18 protein-coding genes and 2 pseudogenes are annotated in these 22,440 nt (G+C 37.3%); 18 read left to right on the forward strand and 2 right to left on the reverse strand.

What is annotated here, in order from left to right:
- Positions 1-18: 18 nt before the first annotated feature.
- The 18 genes and pseudogenes from ACXKY9_RS09620 to ACXKY9_RS09705 all read left to right on the forward strand — a co-directional run bounded on the left by ACXKY9_RS09620 (position 19) and on the right by ACXKY9_RS09705 (position 21,173).
- The gene (locus ACXKY9_RS09620) at positions 19-1,272 is read left to right on the forward strand and encodes a phage portal protein (RefSeq protein WP_000577489.1); all 1,254 of its coding nucleotides are present in this window, start codon (positions 19-21) and stop codon (positions 1,270-1,272) included.
- Positions 1,259-1,969, forward strand: a complete 711-nt coding sequence (locus ACXKY9_RS09625) for a head maturation protease, ClpP-related (RefSeq protein ID WP_001259159.1) — start codon at positions 1,259-1,261, stop codon at positions 1,967-1,969. Before ACXKY9_RS09620 ends, ACXKY9_RS09625 begins: the two co-directional genes overlap by 14 nt.
- Positions 1,970-2,006: 37 nt before the next feature.
- Positions 2,007-3,173 carry a phage major capsid protein gene (locus tag ACXKY9_RS09630; protein ID WP_000361137.1) on the forward strand — a complete coding sequence of 389 codons (1,167 nt, stop codon included), beginning with the start codon at positions 2,007-2,009 and terminating at the stop codon, positions 3,171-3,173.
- Positions 3,174-3,193: 20 nt separating this feature from the next.
- A complete protein-coding gene (locus ACXKY9_RS09635; protein WP_000244586.1) occupies positions 3,194-3,481 on the forward strand; it encodes a head-tail connector protein in 288 nt (95 codons plus the stop codon).
- Positions 3,468-3,791 (forward strand): phage head closure protein, encoded by a 324-nt coding sequence (locus ACXKY9_RS09640; protein ID WP_015382183.1) that lies wholly within the window; start codon positions 3,468-3,470, stop codon positions 3,789-3,791. Before ACXKY9_RS09635 ends, ACXKY9_RS09640 begins: the two co-directional genes overlap by 14 nt.
- Positions 3,784-4,218, forward strand: coding sequence for an HK97-gp10 family putative phage morphogenesis protein (locus ACXKY9_RS09645; RefSeq protein ID WP_015382184.1), 435 nt, complete (start codon positions 3,784-3,786; stop codon positions 4,216-4,218). The genes ACXKY9_RS09640 and ACXKY9_RS09645 overlap by 8 nt, the downstream gene beginning before the upstream one ends.
- Entirely contained in the window at positions 4,215-4,574 is a 360-nt protein-coding gene (gp17, locus tag ACXKY9_RS09650) for a tail completion protein gp17 (RefSeq protein ID WP_015382185.1), read from the forward strand. Before ACXKY9_RS09645 ends, gp17 begins: the two co-directional genes overlap by 4 nt.
- Positions 4,575-5,180, forward strand: coding sequence for a major tail protein (locus ACXKY9_RS09655; protein ID WP_000896775.1), 606 nt, complete (start codon positions 4,575-4,577; stop codon positions 5,178-5,180). It abuts the gene before it with no gap.
- A gap of 47 nt (positions 5,181-5,227) precedes the next feature.
- Positions 5,228-5,545, forward strand: a complete 318-nt coding sequence (gpG, locus tag ACXKY9_RS09660) for a phage tail assembly chaperone G (RefSeq protein WP_015382186.1) — start codon at positions 5,228-5,230, stop codon at positions 5,543-5,545.
- Positions 5,546-5,709: 164 nt separating this feature from the next.
- Positions 5,710-6,759: pseudogene (locus ACXKY9_RS09665) on the forward strand (IS4-like element IS231C family transposase); the annotation flags it as partial.
- A gap of 513 nt (positions 6,760-7,272) precedes the next feature.
- The gene (ltrA, locus tag ACXKY9_RS09670) at positions 7,273-8,580 is read left to right on the forward strand and encodes a group II intron reverse transcriptase/maturase (protein ID WP_000169371.1); all 1,308 of its coding nucleotides are present in this window, start codon (positions 7,273-7,275) and stop codon (positions 8,578-8,580) included.
- A 143-nt stretch (positions 8,581-8,723) separates the two neighbouring features.
- A pseudogene (locus tag ACXKY9_RS09675) lies at positions 8,724-9,116 on the forward strand (IS4 family transposase); the annotation flags it as partial.
- Positions 9,117-9,401: 285 nt separating this feature from the next.
- Positions 9,402-13,250, forward strand: a complete 3,849-nt coding sequence (locus ACXKY9_RS09680; protein ID WP_038415467.1) for a phage tail tape measure protein — start codon at positions 9,402-9,404, stop codon at positions 13,248-13,250.
- Positions 13,251-13,261: 11 nt separating this feature from the next.
- Positions 13,262-14,746, forward strand: coding sequence for a distal tail protein Dit (locus ACXKY9_RS09685; RefSeq protein ID WP_038413466.1), 1,485 nt, complete (start codon positions 13,262-13,264; stop codon positions 14,744-14,746).
- The gene (locus ACXKY9_RS09690; RefSeq protein WP_038413468.1) at positions 14,743-18,768 is read left to right on the forward strand and encodes a phage tail spike protein; all 4,026 of its coding nucleotides are present in this window, start codon (positions 14,743-14,745) and stop codon (positions 18,766-18,768) included. Before ACXKY9_RS09685 ends, ACXKY9_RS09690 begins: the two co-directional genes overlap by 4 nt.
- A gap of 101 nt (positions 18,769-18,869) precedes the next feature.
- Positions 18,870-19,829: a tyrosine-type recombinase/integrase gene (locus ACXKY9_RS09695; RefSeq protein ID WP_000822831.1), complete on the forward strand. Its 960-nt coding sequence runs from the start codon at positions 18,870-18,872 to the stop codon at positions 19,827-19,829.
- Between the two features lie 52 nt (positions 19,830-19,881).
- Positions 19,882-20,112, forward strand: a complete 231-nt coding sequence (locus ACXKY9_RS09700) for a BhlA/UviB family holin-like peptide (RefSeq protein WP_000389067.1) — start codon at positions 19,882-19,884, stop codon at positions 20,110-20,112.
- Complete coding sequence (locus ACXKY9_RS09705) at positions 20,109-21,173, forward strand: N-acetylmuramoyl-L-alanine amidase (RefSeq protein ID WP_000751888.1); 1,065 nt, start codon at positions 20,109-20,111, stop codon at positions 21,171-21,173. Before ACXKY9_RS09700 ends, ACXKY9_RS09705 begins: the two co-directional genes overlap by 4 nt.
- Before the next feature lie 69 nt (positions 21,174-21,242).
- Here the strand turns inward: ACXKY9_RS09705 and ACXKY9_RS09710 are convergent, their stop codons facing one another.
- Positions 21,243-22,046, reverse strand: coding sequence for a hypothetical protein (locus ACXKY9_RS09710; RefSeq protein ID WP_000669561.1), 804 nt, complete (start codon positions 22,044-22,046; stop codon positions 21,243-21,245).
- The gene (locus ACXKY9_RS09715) at positions 22,046-22,252 is read right to left on the reverse strand and encodes a helix-turn-helix transcriptional regulator (protein ID WP_000941958.1); all 207 of its coding nucleotides are present in this window, start codon (positions 22,250-22,252) and stop codon (positions 22,046-22,048) included. Before ACXKY9_RS09715 ends, ACXKY9_RS09710 begins: the two co-directional genes overlap by 1 nt.
- Between the last annotated feature and the right edge of the window lie 188 nt (positions 22,253-22,440).

Below are 22,440 nucleotides of genomic sequence, written 5' to 3' on the forward strand. Positions count from 1 at the left end.
AGAAGGGAGGTGAAATTTTTGATTTTTCGGCAATTATTTAGAAATCAGGATACGACAGATTTAAAAAATCCTTCTCCCTGGTTTAAAAGTTTATTTGGCTATCAAGCCGTAAGCGGTGAAAAGGTAACGGTTGAGTCCTCTTTAGGTGTTCCGACGGTTTATCGGTGTATTAACATCCTTGCAAATAGTGTTGCGATGCTTCCGTTTCAAACATTTAAAAAGACAGCGAAGGGAAGAGAACGGGATAAGGCACATCAAGTATCGTTTGTTCTAGAAAGAAGACCAAATCCTTATCAAAGCCCATTTAAATTTAAACATTTAATTGAAACACATCGTAATACATGGGGAAACGCCTATATTAATATTCATTGGGGTGTGGATGGAAGACCAAAAGAATTATGGGTATTAAATCCGGCTGTTACAACGCCCACTGTGGACTTAAAGACCAATAAACTATGGTATTTTACGAGTTTGCCAGACGGTACACCTATAAAAATACCTGATGATGACATAATCCATCTTACTACATTGTCTACTGATGGTTTAAGGGGGAAACCTCCTATTCAAATTGCAAGAGAGTCTATAGGGAGCTCACAAGCAGCTCAAAAGTTTAAAGGTAAGTTCTTCACAAACGGGGCAGCGCATAGTGGGATATTAAAAACAGAACAACCGTTAAATAGAGAGGCTAAAAATAAACTTCGTGATGCCTGGGAAGAAGCAAATACAGGTCTAAATAATGCGCAAAGGATAGCCATTTTAGATGCTGGTTTAGAATTTGAGAAGGTTGGAATGCCTTTAAAAGATGCCCAATTTATTGAAGGTATGAAATTTGATAAGGGCGAGATTGCAAATATCTTTAATATTCCTTTGCACATGATTAATGAGTTAGATCGTGCTACTTTCTCCAATATTGAGCAACAAGCGTTGGATTTTATTCAAAATACATTGAGTCCAATTCTTATTCAATATGAAGAAGAGTTTTCTTATAAATCATTTTCGTTTCATGAGCAAAAACGATATTACTTGAAGTTTAACCTAACAAGCTTATTACGTGCTGATTCTAAATCACGAGCAGAATTCTACAAAATTATGTTAGATGCTGGTGCATTTTCAATTAATCAGGTGCTGGAACTGGAGGATATGGACGGGATTGGGGAATACGGTGATAAACACCGTGTTGACTTAAACCATGTATCTATTGAAATCGCAGACGAATATCAATTGGCAAAAGCTAATGGAGGAGTGTTACAGAAGGGAGATGAGGACGATTAAAGACGTATTTACAATTAAAAATCAAACAGATTCTTCAGCTGATCTATTCATTTATGGTGACATCATAAACAATACCGGATGGAAATGGGACGATTCCGATGTGATGCCGGATGATGTGAAAAATATTTTAGGGCAGTTGGATGATAAAAGTAATTTAAATATCTATGTAAATAGTGGTGGTGGTTCTGTATTCGCTGGTTTAGCTATTTATAACATGTTGAAACGTAATAAAGCGCAAAAAACTGTTTATGTGGATGGTGTTGCAGCTTCTATCGCTTCCGTAATCGCCTTGGCTGGTGATCGTGTTGTTGTCCCTTCTAACGCTTTCTTAATGATTCATAAGCCCTGGACATATGCAGCTGGAAATGCAATTGATTTACGAAAAGCAGCAGAGGACCTTGATAACATCGAGACAGGAATCATGAATGTATACAAAGAGAACTTAAAAGAAGGTATCGAAATTGAAGAAATTCAGCAATTAGTAGATGCTGAGACTTGGTTAAGTGGTGAAGAAGCTGAAAAATACTTCAATATTGAAGTTGTGGAAGCAAAAGAAGTCGCAGCTTGTAGCAGTGATTACTTTGATAAATATCAAAAAACACCAAATAAGATTGTAGCAAAGGCTCCTTCTATTTCAAAGAAGGATAATAACGAACAATTAAAAATACAAAATGCACTAGACCTGTTAGAGCTATAGGTCTATTTTTTGTGCCAAAAAAAGGAGGAAATACGGAATGGATAAACGTGAACAAGAATTAAGACAGAAAGTTGCTGATTTGAAAGCGAAAGCGGAAGGGTTTAATAACAGCGGTAAATATGAAGATGCAAAGGTGAAAATTGAGGAAGCGAAAAACGCGAAAAATGAATTGGATAACTATCTAGCAATGATGCAAATTCAAGTTTCTGACCCTGTAAATTCACAAGCAAAAGTTTTGCCCCCATCATCAGTTCAAAATGAAGATTCATCGTACAAAGAAGTGTTTATGAAAGCTATCCGTGGTCAAAATTTAAGTCATGAAGAAGCAAGCGTTATGCAGGAATACAAAGCAGCATTATCTGAGAATACAGGTAAAGACGGAGGTTATATTGTTCCAGAAGATATTACGACAACGATTAATCAATTAAAACAAACGGTTGATAACTTAGAGCAATATGTAAATGTGCAACCTGTTTCAACGAATAAGGGAGCTCGCACATTAGAAAAACGTGCAGCATCTACACCTTTCGCTCCATTATCTGAGTATGGAAACCCAAATGCAATGCAAGAAATTGCTTCACCACAATTTGATCGTTTACCGTATGTTATTGAGGATTATGCAGGATTTCTACCTGTACCAAATGATTTATTAAACGATACGGATCAAGCGCTAGAAGCTTATTTACGTCAGTGGATTGCGAAGAAATCTATTGCAACTCGTAATTATTTAATTTTACAAGAAATCAATAAATTAACAAAAGTTGATTTAAAGGATTATAAAGGCATTAAAACAGCATTAAATGTCACATTAGACCCAGCTTTCTCGGCTGTAGCAAACATTATTACAAACCAAGATGGATTCAATTACTTAGATCAATTAGAAGATAAAGATGGTCGCCCACTTCTTCAACCAGATCCAACAAATCCAACACGTAAGCTATTATCAGGAAAGCCAGTTATTGTTTTATCCAATAAGACAATTGCTACAGATAAAGATGGTAAAGCACCATTTATTGTTGGGGACCTGAAAGAAGCAGTTGTGTTATGGGATAGACAGCAGTTATCGCTTGATATGACAAAAGAGGGTGGAAGTGCTTGGAGAGGTAATACAACAGAATTCCGAGCAATTGAACGTGAAGACGTTACGTTATGGGATACAGAAGCGGTTGTATATGGTCAAATTACAGTTACGGCCAAAGCTTAATGATGTAGGAGGGGTTCTTCTTGGTACTAACATTAGAAGAAGCAAAAAAGTATCTTCGTGTGGATGGGGATGAGGAGGACGATCTCATTACATCTTTCGTAGAAGCAGCTGAAATATATATTAAAAATGCTACAAGTAAAAATGTGGATTTAAAAAGCGAGCTTGCTAAATTAGCAGCTCGTATTTTAATTGCTCATTGGCATGAAAACCGTGAAGCGGTTGGAAAAGCTGAACAATTGGCATTTAGTTTGCAGTCGATATTAGTTCAGTTGCAATATTGTGGTGGTGATTCAAGTGAATCCAGGTAAATTAGATAAACGTCTTACCTTTCAAGTGAAAGACGAGGAAGCAAAGAGCCCGGACGGTGATCCAATAGAAGGTTACAAGGATTCATTTACTGTATGGGGCTCTTTTATTTTTTTAAAGGGAAGAAAATACTTTGAAGCCGCGACAGCTAATAGCGAAATTCAAGGTGAAACAGAAATCCGATATCGTTCTGATGTGAATGCTGATATGAAGATTAAATATAAGAACGTAATTTATGACATTGTTTCAGTTATTCCAACTGAAAAACACACTTTATCAATCATGTGGAAGCGTGGTGGAATGAATGGCTGATGGTGTTGATTTTTTAGGTTTTGATCGCCTGATATCTGAATTAGAGCAAATGGGTTTACGTGGAGAAAAGATTGAAGATAAAGCCCTTGCAGCAGGTGGCGAGCCTATTCGAAAAGCTATTTCTGAAATAGCCCCAAGGAGTGATAGCCCTAAAAAAGCAACAAAAAGCGAGCCGTGGCGAACAGGACAACATTTGGCTGATAATATACGGGTTACAAAAGCAAAAATGGAGGGCGGCATAAAAACGATCAAAATTGGTATAGATAAAGCGGATCGTTCCCCTTATTTCTACGGAAAGTTCTTAGAATGGGGAACGTCTAAAATGCCAGCAGAGCCATTTATAGAACCTGGATTTAATTCTTCAAAAGAAGCGGCAATTCGTGCTATGACAGACATCTTGAAGAATGAAATGAGGTTGAATATATGATGAATTTACGCCCCGAAATTGTGCAAGCTCTTGAAAATAATCAGGAGCTTGTTTCTTTATTGGGTGGAAAACGTGTTTATTATCGTAAAGCTAAAAATGCTGAAGAGTTTCCGCGTATTACGTTTTTCGAACTAGACAATAGACCAGATCGTTTTGCAGATAACGAGGAAAGCGAAAGCGAAATTACATTTCAAATCGATATTTGGTCAAAAGGCAGTACAACAGCAATCCATAAAAAAGTGAATGAAATCATGAAAAGTATTGGTTTTTCACGCTATGCGGTTGCTGATTTATATGAAGATGATACACAAATTTTTCATTACGCGATGCGATTCGTGAAAGGAGTGGAGTTATAGATGGCTGGAGAAGTTATTAAAATTAGTTCGACTGTCGGTGTAGATAGTCTTGTTTATGCGAAATCGGTGAAAGACGATGCAACTGGAGTGGATTATGCAACCGTTAAGAAGTTAGAAGGTGCTGTAAAAGTTAAAACTTCTAAAAAGGTGTCTTCTGAAATTATGTGGAGTGATAATAAAAAGTCAGAAATCGCTGAGTCTGATGGTGAAGTTGAAGTTGAAATTGAGGTTCGAGGTCTTCCATTATCCACAAAAGCTGATATTGAAGGGTATCCAGAAGTTACAGACGGTGTATTAGATGAAAAACGTGAGGGCGAAAAACCGTATGTAGCAATCGGATGGCGCTTTTTGAAGGCAAATGGTAAATATCGATACGTTTGGTTGTTAAAAGGGAAGCTTTCACAAGAAGAGGAAGAAGCTGAAACTAAAAAGGATAAACCGAACTTCCAAACTACGAAACTTAAAGGTTCTTTCATTGAACGTGATTTTGATAACAGATCGAAGTTTACAGCGGATGAAGATGAACCTACATTTACAAAATCTGTTGGAGATAACTGGTTCAAAAAGGTATATGAAAAACCAGTAACACCACCAACAGGAAAGTAGGGGGAGCAAAAGCTCTCTCTCTTTTTTATTAACGAGGAGGAAAAGCCATGAAATTAACACTAATAATCAAGGAAGAAAAGAAAAATTTTCATTTACCGGAGTTTATTCCAGCACGTTTAATTCGTCAAGCACCTGAACTTGCTGATATTCCAAATAATCCAGGTCCTGAGGATATGGATAAAATGGTTCAATATGTAGTAAAAGTTTACGGGGAACAATTTACATTAGATCAATATTGGGACGGTGTGGATGCTCGTAAATTTTTATCCACAACTTCCGATGTAATTAATGCGATCATCAATGAAACTGTGGGAGCGGCTGGTGGCACACCAGGAACTGGAGAAGAAACAAACCCAAACGCGTAGAGGGAGGGGGGCTAACGTTCAGTGAGTTTATGGACGAGCTCTACCTCTCTTTATTACGTCAGGGGTATAAACACATGCCCATCAACTTAAGAATTTGCACTACCCCCAAGTGTCAAAAAACGTTATTCTTTCTAAAAAGCTAGCTAGAAAGGATGACATTTTTTATGAATCTTTCAATTCAAGATGAATTACAACTATTTTCTGAAGAGCTGTATCGTCATTTAACCCCTTCTCTTTTGGAAGAACTCGCTAAAGAATTAGGTTTTGTAAAAAGAAAACGAAAGTTTTCAGGAAATGAATTAGCTACCATATGTATCTGGGTCAGTCAACGTACAGCGAGTGATTCTCTCGTTCGACTATGCAGTCAATTACACGCCGCCACAGGCACTCTTATGAGTCCAGAAGGACTCAATAAACGCTTTGATAAAAAAGCGGTTGAATTTTTGAAATATATTTTTTCTGCATTATGGAAAAGTAAACTTTGTAAAACATCAGCCATTTCAAGTGCAGCACTCACGTATTTTCAACGAATCCGTATTTTAGATGCGACGATTTTCCAAGTACCGAAACATTTAGCACATGTATATCCTGGGTCAGGTGGTTGTGCACAAACTGCAGGTATCAAGATTCAATTAGAATATGACTTACACAGCGGACAGTTTTTAAACTTCCAGGTAGGTCCTGGAAAAAATAATGATAAAACATTTGGAACAGATTGCTTAGATACCTTACGGCCGGGTGATCTGTGTATTCGTGATTTAGGATATTTTTCATTGGAAGACTTAGATCAAATGGATCAACGTGGCGTGTGCTATATATCAAGACTTAAGTTAAACCATACCGTCTATACGAAAAATCCATTTCCAGAATACTTTCGAAATGGGACAATCAAAAAACAGTCACAGTATATCCAAGTTGATTTAGAGAACATTATGCACACGTTAAAACCAGGACAAACGTATGAAATAAAAGAGTCGTATATTGGCAAGAATCAAAGATTATTTACAAGAGTAATTATCTACCGATTAACAGAGGAACAAATACTGGAACGTAGAAAAAAACAAAGCTATACCGAAAGTAAAAAGGGGATTACATTTTCAGAAAAGAGTAAACGATTAACGGGTATCAACATATATGTTACGAATACGCCTTGGGAAGTGGTTCCGATGGAACAAATCCATGATTTTTACTCCCTCCGCTGGCAGATCGGCGTGTCCAGATAAGGACACATTATCTAGTTGGTGAAAGTCCAATCGGGAGAATAGACTCCACTCCCGTAGCCTGAGAGGCGCCATGAAGTGAAAGCGACATGGCGAAGCCCTCTGACATCACATGCAAAAGGCATGTGGGCAAATCTCCAGGTTGTAACGTACAGTGAACGTAGATGTAGCCTCGTTACACGCAATTCCGGTGGCTGAGACGGTCGATAACGTGCGAAAGCAACAAGAACTGACCGAAACGAGTCTGGAACGGCAGTTCTCACCGGCGGGGTATCAGCGGCGACATGGAGAGAAAGATAATGTGGAAACTGGAGAAGCCCTCGACACCCGATGAAGAAATCTCATCGAGGAGACCGTCTCTATAACCGCGATCGGGAAGTGAGAACGGTAGGTGTCAGGGTGGCGGAACGGATCGTAGTACCAGAGATCTGCGTGCAGCAAAACACGCGGGGAGGAAAGGATCCGAACCTGTAAACATTTCGTATGACTAAAGGAGGCAAGGGTGCTATGACAAAAACACCCATCACTTTGCAGGAACTAAGGCAACGAATCTATCGAAAGGCGAAGTCTGAACCTACGCACCGGTTTTGGGGGATATTTACCCACATTACCAAAATTACAACCCTTCACGAAGCATATCAACAGGCGAGGAAAAACAATGGTGCCCCAGGCATTGATGGAAAAAGTTTTGCTGATATAGAACTAGAAGGAGTTATCCCATTCTTAACGGGTATTCAAGAAGAATTACAAGCTGGAATATACCAACCACAAGCCAATCGAAAAGTAGAAATCCCAAAGACAAACGGCAAAATGCGAACTCTGCAAATTCCGTGTATACGAGATCGTGTAGTACAAGGAGCGCTAAAACTCATATTAGAAGCAATTTTTGAAGCTGATTTCTGTCCAAACTCGTATGGGTTTCGGCCGAAACGCTCTCCACATCAGGCATTGGCAGAAGTACGACGCAGTATATTGCGCCGTATGACCATAATAATTGATGTTGATTTGTCACGCTACTTTGATACAATCCGACACAACATATTATTGGAGAAAATCGCGAAACGTGTCCAAGACCCACAGGTTATGCATCTTGTAAAACAGGTAATTAAGGCAACAGGAAAGATCGGTGTCCCGCAAGGGGGACCATTTTCTCCACTAGCCGCGAACATTTACCTCAATGAAGTGGATTGGACATTTGATACCATTCGACGTAAAACAGCTGATGGCAATTACGAAGCTGTAAACTATCACCGTTTTGCCGACGATATAGTTATCGCTGTAAGCGGACACTCCAGTAAAAGTGGATGGGCTGAACTGGCATTACGACGACTGTGGGAACAGTTAAAGCCTTTGGGAGTTGAACTGAATCTGGAGAAGACTCAGATGGTCAATGTCCTAAAAGGAGAATCCTTCGGATTTTTAGGATTTGACCTGAGACGAATACCGAACCGAAATAAGAATGGATTCTTCGTTTTCATGATCCCGAAGAAGAAAGCTCGCACGACAGTGAAAGCAAAAATTCGCGAACTCATTCAAAACGCAGGAGCGAAGCCAGCACAAGACTTAATAAAACAAATCAATGCCGTACTGACTGGATGGGTGAACTACTTCCGGGTTGGGAACTCTAGTCAAGCTTTCAGTGAAGTACGTGATTATACGGAGATGAAAATTCGCACACTGTTAACGAGAAGGAAACGACGACGAAAGCGTAGCATCGGATGGCAGAGATGGAGTAACGAATATCTCTATGGTGTACTGGGGCTTTACTGGGACTGGAAAGTCCTTCCCCTGAAAAGTGCAGAGAGTTTCCGATGAAAGTGTCTGCCATTTGATAGGTCTCATAACCCTTTTGATGAAGTTTATGGGGTGAGCTGCTTGAGGGAAAACCTCACGAGCAGTTCTTATGGGGAGAGGCTGGAAACGGATCACAACTGATACCGCGCCAGTCTTTTACCCGACAAATCATATTTAAAACGTGGAAATCTCTATTTCAAATTCATCATTGGCAAACTATCAAACAAGAGCGATTAGAATGCCATGTGTATGGAAAACTCATTGCCATTTTTATATGTTCTTCCACGATGTTTAAGATGCGCCAACTTCTGTTGCAAAAGCACAAAAGAGAACTAAGCGAATATAAAGCAATTGGGATGATTCAAGATCATCTATCCCTGTTATATCAAGCGATACAGAGAAACACCCGTATAATAACAAAGGTTTTAATCCGCCTGTTTACCCTACTAAAGAAAAATGGCCGGAAATCCCATCGATATGAGAAGAAAACTATCTTTGATATTATGGGTGTTGTCTATGAGTATAATGGATTGAGAAAACAAAAGAAAGCTGCATAAGAAAAAAATGAAACCCGTTAGGGTTTATTTCGTATGCTCATTTTTAAGAGGATTATACTGTTTAAAAGTTTGTTCATTTCAATTAATGGAAAACCGTAGAGTTTCTATCCTTAAGTTGATGGGCATGGGGTATAAACACCATCATATCGATAACGAAATGGATATCTGGCATTATTTAAGGCTAAACCAAAAATATCGTGAACAAGATCCTTCAAATAGTGGAAATCAGAATTCAAATGAAATTGAAGTTCCAGCAGAAAACATTATCTAATAAGGGGGAAGATGATGGCGAATGAAATGAATAATTTAGTCGTTAGGCTGTCCCTTGATAATGTAAATTTTCGTCAAGGTATAGCAAACTCAGGACGTGCGGTTAGAACATTACAGAATGAGCTGAAATCTGTAAGTACAGGAATGGGTGGCTTCGCAAATGCTAGTCAACAAACGCAAGCGAAAATGAATACACTCAGCAGGCTTATTGAAGCACAAAAAGAAAAAGTTAGAGCTTTGCGACAAGCCTACGATCAAAATAAGGCTAAATTAGGTGAAAATGATGCAGCAACCCAGCGATATGCTTCGCAAGTGAATAAAGCAGTTGCGGATTTAAATAGATTTGAAAATGAATTAAAGCAAGTAAACCGTCAAGCTGAACAAAAAGGGATGGACAAGTTAAATAACTCTTTGAAATCCTTACAGGCTGAATTTCAGTCTATTACAACAGGTATGGGCGGTTTTTCTAATGCAACAGAGCAAACACGGGCAAAAATTGATGTTCTCACTCGCATGGTGGATAAGCAGAAAGAAAAGATTAGGGAACTTCAACAAGCCTATAATCGCGCAAAAACTGAAGAAGGCGAAGCGAGTCAATCGGCACAACATTATGCTGAACAAATTCATCGTGCTACAGCTGAACTTAATAGATTTGAAACTGGGTTACAGCAGTCAAATCGTGAATTAGAGCAGCAAGGTAATCGTTTATTGAATTTTGGTAATCGTATGGAGACATTAGGTAATCATTTGCAAAATGCAGGAATGCAAATCGGTATGGTGTTTGGCGGAATGACTTATGCAATAGGTCGGGGTTTAAAATCAGCTGTAGAAGAATCCATGAATTTCGAGCAACAAATGGCCAATGTGAAAGCTGTATCTGGCTCTACTGGAGAAGAAATGAAGAAATTAAGCGAATTAGCTGTCAACATGGGAGAAACAACAAAATACTCTAGTGTTCAAGCAGGACAAGGTATAGAGGAATTAATAAAAGCTGGAGTTAGTTTAACAGATATTATAAATGGTGGTTTAGAAGGTGCTCTTAACTTAGCGACAGCAGGAGAACTAGAATTAGGTGAAGCGGCAGAGATTGCATCCACAGCCTTAAATGCATTTAAAGCAGATCATCTTTCTGTTGCGGATGCAGCAAACATTTTATCTGGAGCCGCTAATGCTTCAGCTACAGATGTACGTGAGCTGAAATATGGTTTAGCGGCATCATCGGCAGTAGCAGCAGGAGCAGGGATGACGTTTAAAGATACAGCTACAACTCTAGCTGTATTTGCGCAGAATGGTTTAAAAGGTTCAGATGCAGGTACATCTTTAAAAACGATGCTGATGAGGTTGAACCCCACTACTAAAGAAGCATATAACCAAATGAAAGATCTGGGGCTCATCACTTATAATGCGCAAGCAGGATTTGATTTCTTGGTTAAAAATGGAGTTACACCAGCGTCTAGAAGTGTGGGAGACATTGAAACAGCTCTTGAAGGATATGTAATGAAGACAGAAGGAGCGAAGAAATGGAATAAAAAATGTGAAACAACATTTCGTGAATTAGCAACAAGCTCCGCTTTCCTATCATCGAAATTCTATGATCAACAGGGGCATATTCAAAGTTTAGAAAATATTTCAGGAACCCTTCATGAATCGATGAAAGATTTAACAGACCAGCAACGTAGTATGGCTTTAGAGACACTCTTTGGTTCGGATGCTGTACGTGGTGCAACTATTCTTTTCAAAGAAGGTGCGAATGGGGTAAACAGCATGTGGGATGCCATGTCAAAAGTGACAGCAGCTGAGGTTGCAGCCACTAAGATTGATACATTAAAGGGACGTCTTACATTACTAGATTCAGCGTTTTCGACAATGAAAAAGACAATTGGTGATGCGCTTGCCCCTGTGGTTAGTGTTTTTGTTGCTGGATTGCAGAAGCTTGTAGATGGATTTAACTCATTACCAGGGCCAGTACAAAAGGCCATTGCAATTACAGGTGGTATTGTTCTTGCGCTAACAGCGGTTGCTACTGTTATCGGAGTAATAATGGGGGCAATCGGTATGGTTGTTTCTGGCATTGGTTCTTTAGCAATAGCAATGGGTGTAGCTACAGCGGCTACTAGTGTAACGGGCGCAGTTTTAGGAATATTAACCGCAGCTTTAGGACCAGTAGCAATTGCTTTAGGTGTGGTAGCGGCCGCTGTTGGTGTTGGGGTATTAGCATATAAAGGGTATCAAAAAGCAACTGAAGACAGTATTGCTTCTGTAGATCGCTTTGCTACAAATACAGAAGGGAAAGTAAGTTCTTCTACAAAGAAAGTTCTTGGTGAGTATTTCAAGCTGTCTGATGGCATTAGACAAAAGTTGACTGAAATTAGATTGAACCATGAAGTAATAACAGAAGAACAGTCGCAGAAGTTAATTGGCCAATATGACAAGTTAGGTAACACGATTATAGAAAAAACAAACGCAAGACAACAAAAAGAAGTTGAGGGACTTAAAAAGTTCTTTGCGGATTCTTATGTGTTAACCGCGGAAGAAGAAAATAAGCGGATTGAACAAATGAATCAACATTACGAACAAGAAAAGTTAAAAACACAAGAAAAAGAAAATAAAATCAAAGAAATCATTCAAACAGCAGCAAATGAAAAGCGTGAATTTACTACATCTGAAAGGATTTCTTTACAAGCTTTACAAGACGAAATGGATAGGACAGCTATCCAACATATGTCTAAAAATCAAATGGAACAAAAGGTTATTTATGAGAATATGCGAGTACAAGCTAGTGAAATTACAGCTAGACAAGCAGCAGAAGTTGTTGAAAATAGTGCCAAAGCAAGAGATAAGGTTATTGAAGATGCGAAAAAGACTCGAGATGATAAAATCGCATATGCGATACGTCTACGAGATGAGTCAGGAACACTTAATAAAGAAGAAGCGGATGCAGCTATCGCAGAAGCAAATCGTCAATATAATAGCACGGTTTCTACAGCAAGAGATAAGCATAAGGAAATTGTAAGTGAAGCAAAAGCGCAAGCAGGAGAACATGCAAATCAAGTTGATTGGGAAACTGGTCAGATAAAATCCAAATACCAAGTAATGAAAGATGATGTCGTTCAAAAGATGAAAGAAACTTGGTCAGGTATAACGAAATGGTGGGAAGAAACCAAAACTTCAGCCGACAACAAGGTGGAAGAAATAAAAAATACAGTTTCAAGAAAATTTGAAGAGCAGAAAAAAGCTGTTAATGATAAAATGCGGGAGATAAAGAGCGATATTGAAGATAAGTGGAATACAGTTGAAAAATTCTTCAGCACTATAAATCTACGTTCCGTCGGTAAATCAATTATAGAAGGTCTTGAAAAAGGTTTGGATGATGCGACAGGTGGGTTATATAGTAAGGCGAAAAGCATTGCTGGAGAGATTAAAAAGACTATTTCTGGAGCGTTAGAAATTAACAGTCCATCTAAAGTGATGATTCCAGTCGGTAGCGCAGTTCCAGAGGGTGTTGGAGTTGGTATGGATAAAGGGAAACGATTTGTTGTCGATGCAGCAAAAAATGTAGTCGGAACCGTTAAGAAGCAGATGGGGAATATGCCATCTGTTTTTGATTTTGGATTCCAAACTTCGCATTATAGTATCCCGCATAATACACTTGCTGATTTCAATGGTTATACGCAACTACAATCACCTTATAACAACGCACCTACAGCAAAAACTATGTTCTCGGATAGATCAGGTAGAGAACAAGAACTGAATGTAACGGTGAATATGACAAACGTTTTAGATGGAAAAGAACTAGCGAACGGAAGTTACGCATATACGACAAAGCTTCAAGATCGTGACCAAAAAAGAAGAGCGGAATTTTAAGGGTGGTGAGCATGGTGGGGAAACTCAGTTTTACTTTTAATAAGATCAGAAAAGATTATATTCAAATGCTAGTTGGAAGAAAACGCCCTTCCTGGGCTCCAGTTAAAAGAAAATTAGTAAGAGTCCCTCATCGCGCAGGGGCTCTTTTTCTTCATACAGAAACGGAGGAACGTCGTATTGATGTTCCTCTTGTAATTAAAGCGAAAAAAGATATGGCTGATTTACAAAAGGTAAAAGAAGATTTAGCGGATTGGCTTTATACAGAGCAACCTGCTGAACTTGTTTTTGATGATGAATTAGATAGGACTTATCTAGCATTAATCGATGGTTCTGCTGACTTGGATGAAATAATTAATAGAGGTAAAGGCGTTATTACTTTTGTTTGTCCAATGCCATATAAATTAGGAAAACAAAATATTCACACGTTCTCTCAAAAAGGTGATACTGAAGTTACAACTTCTTTTATTAATCAAGGGAATATAGAAGCACCTCCAATTATTGAAATCGAAGCACAGAAACCAAGTACATTTTTAGATGTGTGGTTTGGTGAGTCCCCTTATAATCGTGATTACTTCAGAATCGGTTATCCCTTAAAAATAGAGCAACTACCTGTCGAAAGAAATCAAAGGCTTATATGGGATGAAATGGCTACCACTGTAGGTTGGAGTAAAGTCAGTTCAATGGAAGATGGTGATCCGGTTGGTGAAATGAAGTCCGATAAATACCAATTCTATTGTTCTGATTTTGGTACCAGTACAAGCAAAGGATGGCATGGTGCAGCTGTTAAAAAAAATATACCTGGCGGTCCAGTACAAGATTTCATTATGCAAGCTTATGTTACATGTAAGAGTAAAAAGATTAATGAAATGGGCCGAGTGGAGATAGCGATACTTGATGAAAATAGCAAGGTTCTTTCAAAAATTGCTATGAACGACCTCTTTTGGCAAGCTGAACAAAATTTCGGAACGATGGTTATTGGATATGATAACAAGCCGGGAAAAACAGGACTGATTTATGAGAGTGGTGATTATCCGAATACATGGAATCAGTATTTTGGTCGATTGTGGATAGCTAGAACAGGAAATGTATGGGAAGCTTATATTTCAAAATTCTTACCAGGGACAGAGAAAGATGATTCAGAACGTTTTGCGCGGTGGACAGATGAAAATAACTACCATATGGAAAAAGCTGCACAAATTCAGATTAGTATTATGCAATGGCAAGATGTTCCGCCCGTAGAAGCGATGTCAGTTAGTGATTTAAAGTTTTGGAAAGTAAATTTAAATACCAAAAACGATCCGCCTTACATTTTTGATGCAAGAGACAAAATTATTATTGATACAGAAAAAAGTCTTGTAACAATTAACGGTAAGAATGCAATTAATTTAAAAGACATTTTTAGTAATTTTCCAACTGTAATACGTGGCGAAAATTTAATCGAAATAATGCCACCAGATCTTAAAGCGACCGTTAGTTATAGGGAGAGATATAGATGAGAACACCAAGCGGCATTTTGCATGTTGTGGATTTTAAAACAGATCAAATCGTTGCAGCTATCCAGCCAAATGACTATTGGGATGACAAAAGGCATTGGGAACTGAAAAACAATGTTGATATGTTGGATTTCACTGTTTTTGATGGAACTACACATTCAGCTACATTACAACAACAAAATCTTGTTCTAAAAGAAGTACGTGATGGAAGAATCGTACCATATGTTATTACGGAAACAGAGAAGAATTCAGCCAAACGATCTATTACCACATATGCTTCAGGAGCTTGGGTTCAAATTGCTAAATCAGGCATTATAAAACCACAAAGGATAGAAGGCAAAACAGTAAACGAATTTATTGATATGGCTCTTGTAGGTATGAAATGGAAACGTGGGAAAACAGATTATGCGGGTTTTCATACTATGACCATTGATGAATTTATGGATCCGTTAACTTTTTTAAAGAAAATAGCTTCCTTGTTCAAATTAGAAATTCAATACCGCGTTGAGGTTCAAGGGTCACAAATAGTTGGATGGTATGTCGATATGATTCAAAGGCGTGGCCGAGATACTGGTAAAGAAATAGAGTTGGGTAAAGATTTGATAGGTGTTACACGTATTGAACATTCAAGAGATATTTGTACAGCGTTAGTTGGATTTGTGAAAGGTGAAGGCGACAATGTAATTACCATCGAAAGTATCAACAGGGGACTTCCTTATATTGTAGATAATGATGCATTTCAACGATGGAATGAACGTGGTAAGCATAAGTTTGGTTTTTATACGCCAGAAACAGAAGAGTTAAATATGACGCCACAACGTTTAATGACGTTAATGGAAATAGAATTAAAAAAGCGTGTCAATTCTTCCGTTTCGTATGAAGTAGAGGCACAATCGATTGGACGTATTTTCGGACTAGCACATGAACTCATTAACGAGGGCGATACGATCCGAATTAAAGATACGGGCTTCACACCTAAGTTATACCTTGAAGCACGTGTAATTGCCGGTGATGAATCTTTTACGGATCCTACACAAGATAAATATGTGTTTGGTGATTATCGTGAAATTACTGATCCGAACGAAGAATTACGAAAAATTTACAATCGAATCCTTAGTAAATTCGGCGAGAAACAAGAAATGCTGGATCAGCTAGATAAATTGGTGAAAGAAGCGAATGAAACAGCAAGTAACGCTAAGAAAGAATCAGAAGCAGCGAAAACACTTGCTGAAAAGGTACAAGAGAATATTAAAAACAATACTGTTGAAATTATAGAAGCTAAGAATCCACCAACAACAGGGCTTAAACCTAATAAAACGCTATGGCGTGATATGAGTAACGGAAAGCCCGGCATTTTAAAAATATGGACAGGTACAGTTTGGGAATCGGTTGTGCCAGATGTTGAATCCGTTAAAAAAGAAACACTTGAGCAGGTTAATAAAAATATTGAGTCCACAAAAGCAGAATTAAACCAAAAGGTACAAGAAGCACAGAATCAAGCTACAGGACAATTCAATGAAGTACAGGAAGGTTTACAAGGTGTCAGTCGTACAATTTCTAATATCGAAAATAAACAAGGTGAAATTGATAAAAAAGTAACTAAGTTTGAACAGGATTCTAATGGGTTTAAAACATCTATTGAATCGTTAACAAAAAAAGATAATGATATCAGCAATAAATTAAATACGGTCGAACAAACTGTAGAAGGTACAAAGAAGACTATTTCTGAAGTGGAGCAAACAACTAATGATCTAAAGAAGACCACAACTGAAGTTAAAGAACAAGCAGGAAAGATTAGTGAAAAGTTAACAACTGTAGAAACAAAGGTTAATAGCGATAAAGCCGGTGGACGTAATCTGTTATTAGATTCAAATGCTAAATACGAAAAAACGGATTATTTAATCAATGTATTTTCGCTAACTGAAAATTTTGTTGCAGGTGAAGAATATACTTTTGTAATTAAAGGGAGTGTACCTGCAAGTCAAAAGTTTGGTATTTGGATGAATGGTGGGTCTAGTAATGTTGGATATGCAACAAGTGTTTATGCGAATGGAGTTACCTATGTAACTTTTAAAGCTGTAGCAGTAACGAGTGGAAATGAAAGGAAGTTGAGCCTATATAACTTTCCAAGTAACACTACAAAAGCCATTGTAGAATGGGTAGCTTTATATAAAGGTAATAAGCCACAGGATTGGACACCAGCTCCAGAAAATCAAGTAACGAATGATGAATTCACTAAAAAAACAACCGAGATTGAAAAAAGTGTGGATGGTGTAACAAATACTGTATCTAAGGTGAAGAATAGTCAAGATGGATTCGAAAAGCGCATGACTACAGTGGAGCAAACAGCAACTGGATTATCTTCCACAGTGGGCAATTTAAATAATGTAGTATCAGATCAAGGGAAAAAGCTTACTGATGCAAATACAAAAATTGAACAACAGGCAACAGCAATCGGTGCAAAAGTTGAGCTTAAACAAGTAGAGAATTATGTTGCTGGATTTAAGATACCTGAGTTGAAGCAAACAGTCGATAAAAATAAACAAGATTTGCTGGGCGAACTAGCTAATAAACTTGCAACGGAACAATTTAATCAGAAAATGACTATGGTCGACAACCGTTTCACTATAAATGAAGAGGGTATCAATGCCGCAGCAAAAAAGAAAGAAGTATACACAATAGAGCAAGCAAATGGACAATTTGCAAAAGATTCTTATGTAAGAGATATGGAAACCCGTCTTCAGTTAACTGAAAAGGGCGTTAGTCTATCTGTAAAAGAGAACGATGTAATTGCAGCATTCAATATGAGTAAAGAAAACATTACTTTGAATGCGAACAGGATTAACTTAGTAGGTTTTATTACAGCGAATCATATTAAAGGACAGGTTTTAGAAGGGGTAACACTTAAAACAAGTGGAAACAGATTTGTTGAAATAAATAAGCAAGACATGAAGATTTTCGATGCAGATAGGCCGCGTGGTTATATAGGATTTATGGAAGCAAATGATGGAAGTATTCAACCTTCATTAGTCCTTGGTTCTGATAATAGAAAATACGCTGGTACAGGATCGTTTTATATTTATCAAGTCATGCCACGAATTAATGGAGTCGATCAACCTTCTAAAGCGTATGCGAAATTTGGGATTTCTAAAGGAGAAAATGCAGAAGGCACCAATATATGGTCATCATATATTCAAATGCAGAATGACGGTGGACATCTGTATGCATATGCAGCCGGAAGATTATACTTTGATAATTTGAATGACATTGTTTTTAACTCAGTGGGATGGGCTCCAGGATACGGAAAGTTTATAGTGACAACCACAGAGCCACATTATTTTAAAAATGACTATGGTGAGTTTCATTTTGATAGAAAAAGTACTGGTAACAGTATATACTTTGCCAATGGCGTTAATGATCATGATTTAAACATGGGAAGATTAATGCTAAGAGCGAGTCTTGTATCAGGCTATGATATGAATTTACAAATTAAAGATGTGTATGGTAATGGATGGCGAGATATAGAGTTAAGAACACTGCGAGCTAAAGAAAATATATCTGCTTCAGGGCGTATGTGGGCGCAAGAATTTATCCCTAATTCTTCTCGTACGCTTAAAACGGACATAGAAGACCTTCCATTCTCTGCTTTAGATAAAATCAACTCTGTAAACATCAAACAGTATCACTTTATAAGAGATGTTGAACGCTTCGAGTCAGGGGAGTCTATTACACTTCCAATTAATTACGGTATGATTGCGGAGGACTCTGACGATGTATTCACCACACCACAGAAAGACGCTGTAACACTTTATAGCTCGTTTGCAATTTCTATTCAAGCAATACAAGAAGTTGACTTTAAAGTTAAAAATCTTCAATTTGACCACGGTATGTGGAAGCAGGAAGTTGACACTCTTAAAGAACAACTTGAAGCAGAAAAACTTGAGAAAGTTTCAATGAAAGCTGAAATTTATGAATTAAAGGTATTAGTACAACAATTAATAAATGAGAAACCAGAGCAGCCATAAGCTGTTTTTTATTTTGCATAAAATACGGCTTTGAATCAATTCAATTCATAGATCAAGAGGAGTGATTTCGCTTCTCTTTTTATTTTGAGGAGATGATCAGTGTGAAACGAATAGTAGACCAAGTAATTTATGAAAAGCATGTTAGCCAAGAAAACAAAAACCTAGTCAAAGATTTTCTTATTGAAAAGAAAGCACAAGGGAAAGCGGCAAGCACTTTAAAACAATATGGTTGGGATTTGCGAATTATTTTGTTTCTAATACATCAACACTTCGAAAATAAAAATCTGACTGAGTTAACACGTAAAGACATCCGAAATTTATCTATTATTTTTCAGGAGATGGGAATGTCAAATGCACGTGTGAATGGATTAATGAGCGCATTACGTTCAGCTCTTGAATTTTGCGCTGATGATGATGACTATGAGTATGAATTCAATGTAGGTTCAAGGGTACGTGGTTTACCTAAGAATCCAATTAGAGAAATTACATTTATTAATGATGACCAAATTAATTGGTTAATTGATGAATTACTGGAAAAAGAGAAATATATGTTGGCAACGTATTTAACTCTTTCTTATTACAGTGCAGCGAGAAAAAATGAAGTTTACCAGGTTCAGAAGGAAGGACTGACAGAACAATATTATACAAATGTGGTCAGAGGAAAGCGCGGTAAGAAGTTTAGATTATATTACAATCCACGAGTACAGAAATGTATTCGTTTATATATAGATCAACGAGGTAAGGATGCCATTCCGGATTTGTTTGTACGAGTTTATAAGAATGGTGAGAGAAGACAATTAAACAAAAGTGTATTTAATTATTGGTGCAAGATATTTGCTAAGATGCTGAACGAAAAGGAAGGGAAAGAGTTTAAAGTCAATCCCCACTGTTTCCGGCATAGCAGATTAGATAATTTAAAGGTGCAAGGTGTACCACTCGAAAAATTAAAATCGCTTGCTAATCATTCTGATATTTCTACAACGGAATCTTATCTGAAGGATAGAAGTGAAGAAGATATTGCAGAGATATTTGGGATGGATCCAAGTTGCTTTGCAGCTTAATCAGGAGCATATGTATGCTTCTTTTTTTATTGATAAAAAGGAGATGAGAACAGTGGAGGATGCAATTTTTAATTCAATGGTTCAACAAGGAGCATTCGCAGCGTTATTCGTGTGGATGCTTTTTACTACGCAAAAAAAGAATGAGCAGCGTGAAGAGCAGTACCAAAAAGTGATTGAAAAAAACCAAGCGGTCATCGAAGAACAGGCAAAAGCATTTGGTTCACTTTCAAAAGATGTATCAGATATTAAACAAAAAATCATGGGGAATGGTGATGAAAAATGAAAAAGACATTAAAACATATTTCTTCTGTAATCTTTGCGGTTATTTTAGTTTTATCCATTGCAACAAGCGCTTTTGCTGATAGAACACTTATTATTCCAGATTTACCTAAACAGCCATATCGTTACGGTGTTGGCGCTTATGAGGGAGTTGTAGCTCATTCTACGGCGACTCCAGAAGCACCAGCTATCAATATTCAAAAATATGAGTCTCGTACATGGAGAAACGCATTTGTTCACTATGCAGTTGACTGGAATGAAACAATCCAAATTGCTGATACAAAGTATATTGCTTATGGTGGTGGACCAGGAGCAAATAAACGCTTTGTACATGTTGAACTTTGCGAAACAGCAGATTACGATAAATTCAAACGCAGTTATGATAAATATGTGAAGTTACTTGCTAAAATCCTACGTGATCGTGGTTTATCTGTGGAAAAAGGATTATGGACTCACTACGATGTGACGAAATATCTTGGCGGAACAGATCATGAAGATCCACTTGATTACTTAAAGTCTCATGGCGTATCAGAAGCTCAATTCCGTGCTGATGTACAACGAGCTTATAACAATTCTAGTGTTGATGTTTCTGTACCTGAAAAACCATCTAAACCAGCAGAAGTACCAACAGCTGTAACAGACGGTATTGCTTATATTGAAGGTTACAACGTTAACTTACGAAAAGGACCGGGTACAAGCTATTCTAAGATTCGTCAATTAAACAAACCAGAATCTTATGTTGTATGGGCTGAAAAGGATGGTTGGTTAAATCTTGGTGGAGAGCAGTGGATTAAGAACGACCCATCTTATGTGAAGTTTAATAAAAAGAGTACAGTGGATTCTTCTATTGTAGGTAAGCGTGTTGTTTCTAAAGTTAATAACCTACGATTCTATGATGCTCCATCTTGGCAGGATAAAGATGTGGCTGGTTCTGTAGATGCAGGATTAGGATTTACAATTGATGCAAAAGTAAATGTAAATGGTTCACCACAATATAAAGTTCACAATAGTAAAGGCAAAACATACTATGTAACAACAAATGAAGCCTATGTGTATGTGAAGTGATTTTCTACAAAAGAATAGTTTTATAAAAAATAAAAGCCGTCATTTGACGGCTCTTATTTTTGTTTGAATTTATTCTTTTTTTAAAGATGGGTGTTCCCAATAAGTGGTCGCTGTTTTAGGGATATTTTCAAAGATAAAATTACTAAAGTTAATTTTATCAATTGTTTCGCGATTAAAAATTATTTTCATCACATTATCAACTTTCTTAGTACCGTATGGATCAACTGTTTCAAATTGCCAAAAGAAAGCAATCTCACTTATTTCTTTTTCATTGGCTATACCTTTTAAGATTTTTTGTGTGTCCATCCACATTCCTTGCTTAAACATATTATCTGTAAGGTTATCACTTGCGTGGATAGTAAGTATAGCAATTTTATCATCTTCAGTTGCTGTCCCCATATTTTTGTTGATTTCTAAATTTGTTAATGATTTTGAACCAATGCTCGATTTTACAATATCCTTAATCCTTTTTTCTAAATTATTATTTGTAGGAAGTGTTGTTGTGGAAAGACTTTCATTGGAATTATTTGAGTTTTGATTTTGATCAGATTGATAAGTTTTACTTTCAGATGAAGCGTAGGCAAAATCTCCAATAGAAAATAATTTATCATCTTTAAATGAAAATTTAACCTCTCCGTTGGTTATACCGTCAATTGATTTATATGTAATTTCAGTAATAGTATCAGTTAATTTATTTTCTTCTCCATCACCGCCAATAATTTTTCGAACTTCCTGGATAGACATTCCTTGATGGATGTTTTTAAATTCATCTTTAGATATTTTATTATCATCCCTAGTAGTCAATGCGAAAAAGGTAATGATTGCTAAAAAAATAGTCGCTAAAAATAAAATAACACGAAGCTTAAATTTCATTATGTATCCTCCTTATTTTTTTCAATCCAAATATTTTCAACACGCATATCAAGAACCTTAGCTATTCTAATTGCTACTAAAAGTGTCGGTGTTCCGCCTTGCAGCAAATTAGTCATTGTTGAGTTTGCTATACCTACTTTCTTCGCTATAAATCCATATCGCAAGCCTTTTTTATCTACAATTTGTTTTAAATTACTTTGAAGCATTATTCCACCTCCTAGTATGTATATTCTAGTGAAATCATTTTTGTCCTCTTAAAAAATAAATTTCAGGTGTACAGGCAATAATCCTCCTTCTGGTTCATATACCTATATTACTTCCATACGGAAGCCCACGAAGAATTCTACTTGGACTTCCGTATGGCATTGTAGATATCAAGAGAGGAGAGGGTTAC

The sequence above is a fragment of the Bacillus sp. 2175 genome (genome assembly GCF_057812155.1).

Excerpts from the sequence above, each read along its gene's own strand:
- ACXKY9_RS09710 (WP_000669561.1), bottom strand. The coding sequence starts at position 22,046 with ATGAAATTTAAGCTTCGTGTTATTTTATTTTTAGCGACTATTTTTTTA.
- ACXKY9_RS09715 (WP_000941958.1), bottom strand. The coding sequence starts at position 22,252 with ATGCTTCAAAGTAATTTAAAACAAATTGTAGATAAAAAAGGCTTGCGA.
- ACXKY9_RS09685 (WP_038413466.1), top strand. The coding sequence starts at position 13,262 with ATGGTGGGGAAACTCAGTTTTACTTTTAATAAGATCAGAAAAGATTAT.
- ACXKY9_RS09655 (WP_000896775.1), top strand. The coding sequence starts at position 4,575 with ATGGCTGGAGAAGTTATTAAAATTAGTTCGACTGTCGGTGTAGATAGT.
- ACXKY9_RS09630 (WP_000361137.1), top strand. The coding sequence starts at position 2,007 with ATGGATAAACGTGAACAAGAATTAAGACAGAAAGTTGCTGATTTGAAA.
- ACXKY9_RS09705 (WP_000751888.1), top strand. The coding sequence starts at position 20,109 with ATGAAAAAGACATTAAAACATATTTCTTCTGTAATCTTTGCGGTTATT.
- gpG (WP_015382186.1), top strand. The coding sequence starts at position 5,228 with ATGAAATTAACACTAATAATCAAGGAAGAAAAGAAAAATTTTCATTTA.
- ACXKY9_RS09625 (WP_001259159.1), top strand. The coding sequence starts at position 1,259 with ATGAGGACGATTAAAGACGTATTTACAATTAAAAATCAAACAGATTCT.
- ltrA (WP_000169371.1), top strand. The coding sequence starts at position 7,273 with ATGACAAAAACACCCATCACTTTGCAGGAACTAAGGCAACGAATCTAT.
- ACXKY9_RS09645 (WP_015382184.1), top strand. The coding sequence starts at position 3,784 with ATGGCTGATGGTGTTGATTTTTTAGGTTTTGATCGCCTGATATCTGAA.
- ACXKY9_RS09680 (WP_038415467.1), top strand. The coding sequence starts at position 9,402 with ATGGCGAATGAAATGAATAATTTAGTCGTTAGGCTGTCCCTTGATAAT.
- gp17 (WP_015382185.1), top strand. The coding sequence starts at position 4,215 with ATGATGAATTTACGCCCCGAAATTGTGCAAGCTCTTGAAAATAATCAG.
- ACXKY9_RS09690 (WP_038413468.1), top strand. The coding sequence starts at position 14,743 with ATGAGAACACCAAGCGGCATTTTGCATGTTGTGGATTTTAAAACAGAT.